This window comes from Crocosphaera sp. XPORK-15E, from assembly GCF_034931425.1.
Lineage (GTDB): Bacteria > Cyanobacteriota > Cyanobacteriia > Cyanobacteriales > Microcystaceae > UHCC-0190.
In genome coordinates this window covers 1-9,689 of record NZ_JAYGHQ010000045.1, presented here as the reverse complement: position 1 = coordinate 9,689, position 9,689 = coordinate 1, and the positions used below count along the sequence as shown (strand labels likewise).

Below are 9,689 nucleotides of genomic sequence, written 5' to 3'. Positions count from 1 at the left end.
TCTGTTTCGGGGCGTTTATGGGTATTACTGTACCCCCTTGGTTAGAAGGGGGTTACAGCAACAAAAAGTTAACCCAAACTCAAGCTGAGTCCCTAAACTGGGCTATGAGTGGTGAGGGGAAATATGCCCGTCAGATTATGGAGTGGAATAAAGGGTATTTTGCGAATTGTGAACAAGATGTGCAGAAATTAGGGGTAAAATTAAGTTATGGAACACAAGAACGAATTAATGGGTTTTGTGTTGTTTGGGTAAAACCGCCTGGGCAGAGGGCATTGTCTAGATAAAAAGACGCTTTGTCATCTACTAAGAGTCGGAAAAATTCAAAAAAACTTAAAATCATGGTAATTTAAAGGGGTAACGTTGGTTAATTAACCCCTTATTTCAAAGAGGAAATAGCAATGGAACCTGTGACATTAACAGCTAGTGCGATCGCTGCCTTAGCCTTCAGCAAAGCCTTTGAAAAAACTATCGAAAAGTTTACCGAATCTGCTTGGAATAAGATTGATGACTTGAGAAAAATGGTGTGGGATAAGGTTAAATCTCGATTTCAAGCTGATAAAGCACTTGAAGGAGCAGCGAAAGGTTCTGAGGAAGATGTAGAAACTGTAGGCGACTATCTCAAGATTATTATGAAGGAAGAACCGGAATTTGCTAAACAACTAGAAGTTGTAGCGCAAGAAATTAGTGCAGGAAAGCTTCAAGATAACAGTACGATGACTCAAATTAATAAAGATAATGCTAGAGGATTTCAAACCAAGGTAGAGGGGGGAAAAGCTTATATTGGCGAAATTCACATTAATGAAAAATCTAGTTAATTGGGTTCTCCCAAATCTCGTGTTGCTTTAATTCCTCTGTTTTTTGCTGCTTGTTTTCTATTTACCTTATTCTCCTGTAACAAGAAGTTTTCATTTATCGGGCATGAATCAAAGCAATAAAGATAGTAGTAGAGGCTATCAAACTGATAATAAAGGGACTGCCTATGTAGGCGATATAACAATTAATCAGCATCAGCAATTATCAAAAGAACAAGCTCAGATGATAGCAAAGCTTGTTGTGAAAGAGTTAGCCTCAGAGGAGAAAAAACAAATCAAAGAACAAGATAAAATTCAGCAACAAACAGAAGAAATAAATGAAAATTTGAAGAAAATAGAAAGGCAATCTCCCGACCCAAATCGCCGTTCTCTAGGATTTGATGACTGGATTCGTGAAATTGATTTTGATGAAGCCAAGAATCTTTTTGATGATATTTTGAAAAATTTTCAAAGAAGGCAGGGTGCCGTTTTATTATTAATGCACGAAAGCGAATCAAAGCGAGGGGATATTTATCTAGAGGAGATTAAAGATAGCCTGAAAAAACTTAAGACCGACTTTAAACCTTATTCGATTGGACTGTCCTCGGACAGCTTACTTGATGAGGAAGGCTTACTCAATAAAATAGCTAGTTTCTTTGGCATCAGTGAAAGAGATAATCAAGACCAAAAAATTGAGGAAATTATCACGACAATTGGGGATTCTATTCGGCATGGAACAATTCTATTTTTTCATTTAAGTCAATGGGATGAATTGGCAAGTCCATCGAAAACACTAATCTGGTTTATTCAGGATTTTTGGCAACCTTTGTTACTGAAGATTGCCTCGGTATGTAGCACGAAAAAGTATCGTCAAGTTAAGATAATTACCGTGATAGATTCACCAGGAATTTTAGAAGAAGATTGTTTAGAACTGCCTTTTATCCGTAGATTTGATCCGTTTAAAATACAAGAGATTACGGAAAAAAATGTGATTGAAATTCCGTTAAGAAACTGGAAGCTAGAGGAAATTGATGATTGGTTAGCTTTGCATACCACAATTGAAGATAATGAAAAGATTGCAAAAGAAGCTAGACTAATTTATCGAAGAAATAACAGAGGTGATCCTCAAAAAACCTCCGAAGCGTTAAAGAAAATATGGTTTAAAAATTGCCCCATAAATCTATTCAATGAAGCAGGATAAATCCTATGAAATACGAATTTAAAGACGACCCTAATCTTCAACCAGAAAATCCTCACGAGGCTGCCCCAAAAAACCCTGAACCCTACATCATCACCCCAGAACTAAAAAAGGCAGTAAACTTAGCTATTTATTTACGGCGGCCTTTGCTATTAGAAGGGGAAGCAGGTTGCGGAAAAACCCAACTTGCCCGTGCCGTCGCCTATCAATTAGGCTTACCTTATTATCGTTGGAATATTCGCTCAACCACTAAAGCACAGGATGGATTATATAAATATGATGCTATTGGTCGATTACATGATGTTCAAATTTTAGAAAGGCTGGGTAATATTTCAAAAGAAATGCAACAGAAATCTTCGGAAAATCTAGGGTCAGATAACGTAAAAAAAATCAAAAAAAGAAATCCTCAAAATCCAGGAGATTATATAGAATTTGGAGAAATCGGTAAAGCCTTTAAAGTAAAAGAATGTCCAGCCGTTGTTTTAATTGATGAAATTGACAAAGCAGAACTAGATTTTCCTAATGATTTATTGACCGTGTTAGATAAGCCTTGGGAATTTGAAATCCCCGAAACTGGAGACGTTATTCCTGCTAACCATCAACCTATTGTTATCATTACGAGCAATAAAGAAAAAGGGAATCTTCCTGCACCTTTTTTACGTCGTTGTCTTTATCACTATGTTAAATTTCCTGACGAAATACAGCTAGAGAGAATTGTCAAGATTCACGATCAATATGGTGAACAGACCGAATCTCGAAAGCGTCTAGATGATACTTCATTAAAAAAAGTGATTGACTTATTTAGAGAAATTCGGGAAGATGGATTATTTAAAAATCCTGGCACCAGTGAATTTCTCGATTGGATTGAAGCCTTAACCAATTTTCAAGAAACAGGGCAAAAAATTCCTTATCCTGTAAAAAATCTATCTTTGCAGAATTTACCATATAAAGAACTTCTTTTGAAAATCCGCGCAGATTGGGATAAATTTGAACCAGAGGGAACATAATAAAAGTCAGTAGGAGTTAACGGAATTAACCCTCAATCGAAAATAAAAAACCTGTGCTGAAGCCAACCGAAGTCTCTAAAATCTAACATCTAAAATGTCCTCCTTTAACCCTGATGAAATCACCCGCCAAATCTTCCGTCAAGTCAGACAGGAATTAAATTTAGGTATGGGAGAATATTTGGCTGCTTTAGAAGCAATCAAGGGAGGATATGGAACACAAAATGAATCAGATTTACAGGAAGTTTTACAATTACTTTGGTGTCATTCTGTTGAAGAACAAGCACAATTTCAACTAGAATGGAAAGAGATAGTGGTGATTAAAGAAGCATCAATAAACCCTCCCATAATCGAATCCGATAATTTCTCCCCGACAACGACCAATAAAAAGCCAGATATTTCTGCTCCTTTATCTCAAGTTCTGCCTAAAATATATACCCCTCAACCGATAAAACATCTAGCGGGTATTCCTGTACAGTCTCCCCCCTTCAAACCCGTCCAAGACCAATCCGCAACGCCTTTTCACACCTATTATCCTGTGACACGCCGGACAATGGCTTACAATTGGCGGTATCTTCGTCGTCTCATTCCTGATGGCCCTGAAGCTGTTTTTGATGTGGACGCAACGATTAAACTAACGGCTGATCAAGGTTTTTTTCTCAAACCAGTTTTCATCAGAGAAAAGCGCAATAATGCCCATCTATTACTACTTATTGATCAAAATGGTTCAATGACTCCCTTTCACCATTTTACTCGTGACTTAGTAGAAACAGCTAAATATGAAAGTACCCTGAGTCCAGAACGAGTAGATGTCGCTTATTTCCACAATATTCCGGCTGAATATGTCTATCAAGATGTTTATCTAACCCAACCGATGCCCTTGGTTGAGGTGATGGAAAAATGTGATAGCAATACTAGTATTATAATTATCAGCGATGCAGGAGCAGCTAGAGGTTATAGACGTTTACCACGAATTCGGGAAACCACTAGGGTTCTGCGTCAACTCAAGCGTTACACTAATGAGGTTGCTTGGTTAAACCCTATGCCTCCTGAGAGATGGGAAGGTAGTTCTGCCCAAGTATTGCAGTATCTGATTCCTATGTTTCCCTTAGATGATGAAGGATTAAGCCAGGCTATCGACGTAGTACGGGGACAAATCAGCTATCAATCATTAATATGAGCAAAATAACTCAAGAGAGCTTAGCTAAACAACAAATTGAAAGTTTTGTCGAGCGATTTGACTCCTCTTATCGTGCTTTAGTTTATCATGCCGCTTTGCCCTTTGTTCTAACCCCTGAATTACTCAATTATCTACGAATACAATTCCTGGCTGGCGAAACGGTTTGGGTAGCTGAAGTGGATTTTTTACTATCTGATTTATGTCAGCCTGTAGGCTATGAACTTTATGTGATGAAGACGGATATTCGTGCCTATGCGCTGAAGCAATTAAGGCAAGAATTTGGTGCTTCTCGTATGCAAGCGGTAGCCCGTCGTCTTATCAATTATGTTCGTTATTTAGCTAAAAACAATCCCTTCATCGGTAAACAAGAATTACAGGCACAACAATGGGCAGCAATGGTATATTTAGAGGATGAACGGGAAAATGCCGTTAAAGAAATTGCCCAAGAATTCTCTAAATGTGTCAGTTCTGCTCAACAAAAGCGATTAGCAAGGATTGTTCAAGAATTAGAACCTCAAATACAGAGTCATCCAGAACTACTGGCTTATGCAGAAGAAGTCACTAGCGTTCTGCGAACCCAGACAACAGTTGAGGCGGTAGAAACTGTTCCATTGGAAGTTCTTCAGTCCTTTAATTTACAGTTATTTCCGGTAGAAGTCGCTACGATTATCTTTGAACGAGAAGAAGAACTACTAAATTTAGAATTTGAAACCGTATTTGTCAATAATCGTGGTGAAATTATTCAAACACTGCCATGTTCCGCTTACTATTACAAGGAATCTTTAGACATAAAAAACCGTAATGAAGACGGTTTGAAGTCATTTGTGGGGAATGATGATATAAAGTCATTCGTGGGGAATGATGATTTAAAGTCAGAAGTAGACAATAATGACAGAGAAAGTGAACCCACCCAAACCGTTGAACCCTTAACCATGATCTATATCCCTGAAGGGGAATTAATTATGGGGTCACACTCTGATGAAAAAGATAGATATGACGATGAAACTCCACAACATCGGGTAAAAATTGCTCCCTTCTACATGAGTCAAACCCCCATTACTCAAGCTCAATGGCGGGCGATCGCTTCCTTACCTCAAGTAGAACGAGAACTCAACCCCAACCCTTCACAATATGAAGGAGATGAGAACCCTGTGGAAAATATTGACTGGGGTGATGCCATAGAATGGTGCGCTCGTTTATCCATTTATACGGGAAGGGAGTACCGTTTGCCGTCAGAAGCAGAATGGGAATACGCTTGTAGAGGGTTTGAGACTCCCCCAGTAATAATTTCCGATGGTGAGGACATAGAAGGACAAAATACCATCAATACAAAGGTATATCCCCCCTTTCACTTTGGCGATACCATTACAGATAAGTTAGCGAATTATGATGCGTCCGTGACTTATGCGGATGAACCTAAAGGGGAAGACCGAAGCAAAACAACTCCTGTAAGGACTTTTAAACCCAATGCCTTTGGTTTATACGATATGCACGGCAATGTCTACGAATGGTGCTTAGATCCTTGGCATAGTGACTATAATGGCGCACCATCGGATGGAAGGGTTTGGGATGAAGAAAATCAACAAGAAGATTACTATCAAGATATTGTAAAGAATATTAAACAACTATTGACAGATGAACGAAATCGTGTAATACGCGGCGGTTCGTACGTCAATTCTCCGCGCTACTGCCGTTCGGCTTTCCGCAACTACTTCAGCGCGCGTGGCTACGACTATGGTTTGCGAGTTGTGTGCGGTCTCCCCAGGACTTAGTTCCCCTTTGTTCTATTGCTCTTTTGCCCTTTGCCCTCCGCGTTTTTTTTGCCCTTCTTTACAAAACTTAATATATTGGTAACAAAAAGCAATAAACAGTTAGATTTATTGAAATTATTAAGCCTATTTTTCTGTCATAATCATAAATCTGTGCCAAGGAAATTGAGGGTTAAATGATTCATGGGTGAATTGCCAGTTATTCAGAAAACTTACGATTTTGTTAAATGGTTTGTGCCGATTTTAAATAAGTTGCCGCGTGACCATAAATTTATGTTAGGCGATAGAATGATAACTGAACTTTATGAGTTATTAGAAGGATTAGTTAAAGCGAGATATGCTAAAGATAAGTTAACCCAGTTATCAGACTTAAATACCAAATTAGACATCTTAAGATATCAGACTCGGTTGCTGTCTGATTTTGAGTTAATTTCAGTTGAACGTTATCAATATATTAGTCAGCAATTACAGGAAATTGGAATAGAATTAGGTGGATGGATTAAACAGCAAAAACAGTCAAGTTATAAACCAAGAAATAATAATGAGACTTATTATCAAAACAGTGAAATTTTAAATTAATGGACTTACGCACTATCACCGAAAAAAAACGTTTTGTTCTTCTTTCTCAGAAGCTAAAATGACCTAATTTCGTTGGTAAAAATGGGTTTTTGCGTAAGTCCTGAAATTAATGGACAATGAGCAATGAATAATGAATTAGCTGTCACGCATCTAAATTAGTCATTGTGACTGATAACTGTTAACTGAAATGACTGATACCAAATCCGCATTTCAAAGGCTAGTTACCAAAAACCCATCAAACCCTGTAGAGACGTTGTATACAACGTCTCTACGTTAATATACTTTCTAAAACGGATTTGGTATGATGGGGTGAGGGTTTGTTTCCGCGCTTTGCTAATATACAGTTTAAATGCGTCTTAGCTTAATGGACAAATAATACTTAAACAAAAATCATGAAACGATTTGGTAATATTTTCCCGAAAATAATTGAGTTTGAGAATCTTTTAGAAGCCTCAAAGAAAGCGCAAAAAGGCAAGCGTTTTCGAGATAGTGTTTTAGAATTTAATGAGAACTTAGAAGGCAATTTACTCAAACTACAAAACAAACTGAAAACGCAAACCTACAAACCAGGGGATTATCATACATTTAGAATTTATGACCCTAAACCCCGTTTAATTTCTGCTGCTCCTTATCGTGATAGAGTGGTTCATCATGCTCTTTGTAATGTGATTGTGCCATTGATAGAAAAAAGTTTCATTCCTGATTCTTATGCTAACAGAAAAGGTTATGGAACCCATCGAGCCTTAACGCGATTTATTGGGTTTGCCCGTTCCAGTCGTTATGTTTTACAATGTGATATTAAGAAGTATTTTCCCAGTATTGATCATCAAATTCTTAAAGAACAAATTCGTCATTATTTAAAATGCCCAGAAACTCTATGGCTAATTGATACTATCATTGACAATAGCAATGAACAAGAACCCGTTCATGAAATTTATCCAGGAGATACATTATTAACCCTATTAGAACGAAAAAAAGGACTACCCATAGGAAACTTAAGTAGTCAGATTCTCTGTAACGTTTTTTTGAATAAATTCGACCATTTTGTTAAAGAAGATTTAAAATGTAAGAAGTATTTAAGATATGTAGATGATTTTGCTTTGTTTTCAGATGATTGGGATTATTTAGCAGCAGCGAGACAAGAAATTGAGGCATACTTGACCACGTTAAGATTAACAGTGCATCCAATAAAAAGTCAGTTGTTTGAGACAAAACATGGAGCCAATTTTTTGGGTTTTAGGGTGTTGCCTAATCAAGTTAGAGTTAGGAATGATAACTTAAGGCGATCGCGTCAAAGATTAATAGATTTACAATATGATTATCGTTATGGCCAAATATCTTTAGAAAAATTGGTACAACGGTTACAAAGTTGGGAAGCACATCTAAAACATGGTGACACTTATCGACTGAGACAAGATATTTTTGAGCATTGGACGTTTCAGCGACAAGATTGGCCTTTTCCAAAGAAAATCTAAAAATTGAGCGCAAATGTGCCTAAATATCCGATAATAAAAGATGGGACAGGCATGAGAAAACGCGGCGGTTCGTACAACAATAATCCGCGCAACTGCCGTTCGGCTAACCGCAACAACAACAACGCGCGTAACAACAACAATGGTTTGCGAGTTGTGTGCGGTCTCCCCAGCACTCTTTTATTCGAGAGCCAGTTAATGGGAATTAATTGGGAGTGTCCTAAAGAGTCCAGACCTGTTCCGGTGGTTAAAAGCCCAAAAATAAATCAGATTGGAGAGCTTAGTAGGGTCAAACCGAAACGTTTTCCAATTTACAATATTTTTGATAAAAGATTTTCTTTCTGTTATAATATTGATAGAAATAACTCCAAATTTTTATTAATAATTAGGAAAGTTAATTCAATGTTACAATCAGTCGAAGGAATTTATAGAAAAGGGAAGATTGAACTTTTAGAAACTCCAAGTAACCTAGAAGAAAGTCCGGTAATAATCACATTTTTAGGAGATCATTCTGTCAAAATAGCACCTCAATTGATGTATTTTGGGATGTTCACCGGGGGCAATCAATCTACAGATGAAGATTTCTACCTGGCAGAATTTCGTGTCAATTCAGATGACAAGTTAGACGCTTAATTGTTTGGTAGGTTTAATCAAATCAGGAATATTAAGATTATAAAAGTCCAGGAATTATCTAAAAATTTCTGAGTAGAATCAAAGCAAAACATTTTCCCAATTTACAATATTTTTGCCGAAAAATGGCACAACTCAAGATTAAGCGAGAATCAAAGCAAGTTCAAGGGTATGTAGAAGACTTAAATGGTGTCTCCTTAGACATGATTTTAATACCCTCTGGAAGTTTTATGATGGGTTCCCCTGAAACTGAGGAAGATAGTAGAGACTCAGAAAGACCACAGCATCAGGTTACAGTGCCGATGTTTTTTATGGGACGCTACCCCATCACTCAAGCGCAATGGAAAGCCGTTGCTGCTATGCCACAAATAGAGAAAAAGCTTGAATCTGACCCATCTTATTTTAAAGGAGATAAGCGACCCGTTGAACAAGTTAGTTGGTATGATGCAATAGAATTCTGCGCTCGTCTATCGTTTCATACAAAACGTAATTATCGCTTACCCTCCGAAGCAGAATGGGAATATGCTTGTCGTGCAGGAACCACCACACCCTTTCATTTTGGGGAAACGATTTCTACCAAGTTAGCCAACTATAATGGCTCATCTGAGCAATATGGGGCTTATGGGAGAGGGGAAAAAGGAGAGTATCGAAAAGAAACAACAGAGGTTGATTTCTTTGACGTGGCTAATTTATTTGGACTGAGTGAGATGCACGGCAATGTCTGGGAATGGTGCTTAGATCCTTGGCATAGTAACTATCATGGTAATCGCGCACCAACAGACGGAAGCGTTTGGGATGAAAAAAATCAACAAGAAGATTACTATCAAGATATTGTAAAGAATATTAAACAACTATTTACAGATGAGCGAAATCATGTAGCCCGCGGTGGTTCGTACGACTATGGTCCGCGCAACTGCCGTTCGGCTAACCGCGGCGGCAGCAGCGCGCGTCACAGCAGCGGCGGTTTGCGTGTTGTCTGCGGTCTTCCCAGGTCTTCTTAGCTCTTTGCTCTGGTTGGTGCATACTTCGACCAAGCTCAGTACAAGTCTCGACTCCGCTCGATAAC

At 38.1% G+C, this 9,689-nt stretch carries 10 protein-coding genes; all 10 read left to right on the top strand.

Annotation, left to right across the window (positions count from 1 at the left end):
* Positions 1-284, top strand: a 284-nt coding sequence (locus VB691_RS23875; protein ID WP_323294031.1) for a DUF6753 family protein, incomplete at its 5' end; no start/stop codon positions are given.
* Positions 285-398: 114 nt separating this feature from the next.
* Positions 399-815 carry a hypothetical protein gene (locus tag VB691_RS23870; RefSeq protein WP_323294030.1) on the top strand — a complete coding sequence of 139 codons (417 nt, stop codon included), beginning with the start codon at positions 399-401 and terminating at the stop codon, positions 813-815.
* A 103-nt stretch (positions 816-918) separates the two neighbouring features.
* Positions 919-1,992 (top strand): hypothetical protein, encoded by a 1,074-nt coding sequence (locus tag VB691_RS23865; protein WP_323294029.1) that lies wholly within the window; start codon positions 919-921, stop codon positions 1,990-1,992.
* 5 nt (positions 1,993-1,997) lie between these two features.
* Positions 1,998-2,996 (top strand): MoxR family ATPase, encoded by a 999-nt coding sequence (locus VB691_RS23860; RefSeq protein WP_323294028.1) that lies wholly within the window; start codon positions 1,998-2,000, stop codon positions 2,994-2,996.
* Positions 2,997-3,090: 94 nt separating this feature from the next.
* Positions 3,091-4,173 (top strand): hypothetical protein, encoded by a 1,083-nt coding sequence (locus VB691_RS23855; RefSeq protein ID WP_323294027.1) that lies wholly within the window; start codon positions 3,091-3,093, stop codon positions 4,171-4,173.
* A complete protein-coding gene (locus VB691_RS23850; RefSeq protein ID WP_323294026.1) occupies positions 4,170-5,945 on the top strand; it encodes a formylglycine-generating enzyme family protein in 1,776 nt (591 codons plus the stop codon). Before VB691_RS23855 ends, VB691_RS23850 begins: the two co-directional genes overlap by 4 nt.
* A gap of 180 nt (positions 5,946-6,125) precedes the next feature.
* Entirely contained in the window at positions 6,126-6,521 is a 396-nt protein-coding gene (avd, locus tag VB691_RS23845) for a diversity-generating retroelement protein Avd (RefSeq protein WP_323294025.1), read from the top strand.
* Positions 6,522-6,913: 392 nt separating this feature from the next.
* Positions 6,914-7,996: a reverse transcriptase/maturase family protein gene (locus VB691_RS23840; protein WP_323294024.1), complete on the top strand. Its 1,083-nt coding sequence runs from the start codon at positions 6,914-6,916 to the stop codon at positions 7,994-7,996.
* A 15-nt stretch (positions 7,997-8,011) separates the two neighbouring features.
* A complete protein-coding gene (locus VB691_RS23835; RefSeq protein WP_323294023.1) occupies positions 8,012-8,626 on the top strand; it encodes a hypothetical protein in 615 nt (204 codons plus the stop codon).
* Positions 8,627-8,748: 122 nt separating this feature from the next.
* Positions 8,749-9,624: a formylglycine-generating enzyme family protein gene (locus VB691_RS23830; RefSeq protein ID WP_323294022.1), complete on the top strand. Its 876-nt coding sequence runs from the start codon at positions 8,749-8,751 to the stop codon at positions 9,622-9,624.
* Positions 9,625-9,689: the final 65 nt, after the last annotated feature.

Coding starts and splice junctions, on each gene's coding strand:
- avd (WP_323294025.1), top strand. CDS start 6,126: ATGGGTGAATTGCCAGTTATTCAGAAAACTTACGATTTTGTTAAATGG.
- VB691_RS23870 (WP_323294030.1), top strand. CDS start 399: ATGGAACCTGTGACATTAACAGCTAGTGCGATCGCTGCCTTAGCCTTC.
- VB691_RS23830 (WP_323294022.1), top strand. CDS start 8,749: ATGGCACAACTCAAGATTAAGCGAGAATCAAAGCAAGTTCAAGGGTAT.
- VB691_RS23840 (WP_323294024.1), top strand. CDS start 6,914: ATGAAACGATTTGGTAATATTTTCCCGAAAATAATTGAGTTTGAGAAT.
- VB691_RS23850 (WP_323294026.1), top strand. CDS start 4,170: ATGAGCAAAATAACTCAAGAGAGCTTAGCTAAACAACAAATTGAAAGT.
- VB691_RS23865 (WP_323294029.1), top strand. CDS start 919: ATGAATCAAAGCAATAAAGATAGTAGTAGAGGCTATCAAACTGATAAT.
- VB691_RS23860 (WP_323294028.1), top strand. CDS start 1,998: ATGAAATACGAATTTAAAGACGACCCTAATCTTCAACCAGAAAATCCT.
- VB691_RS23855 (WP_323294027.1), top strand. CDS start 3,091: ATGTCCTCCTTTAACCCTGATGAAATCACCCGCCAAATCTTCCGTCAA.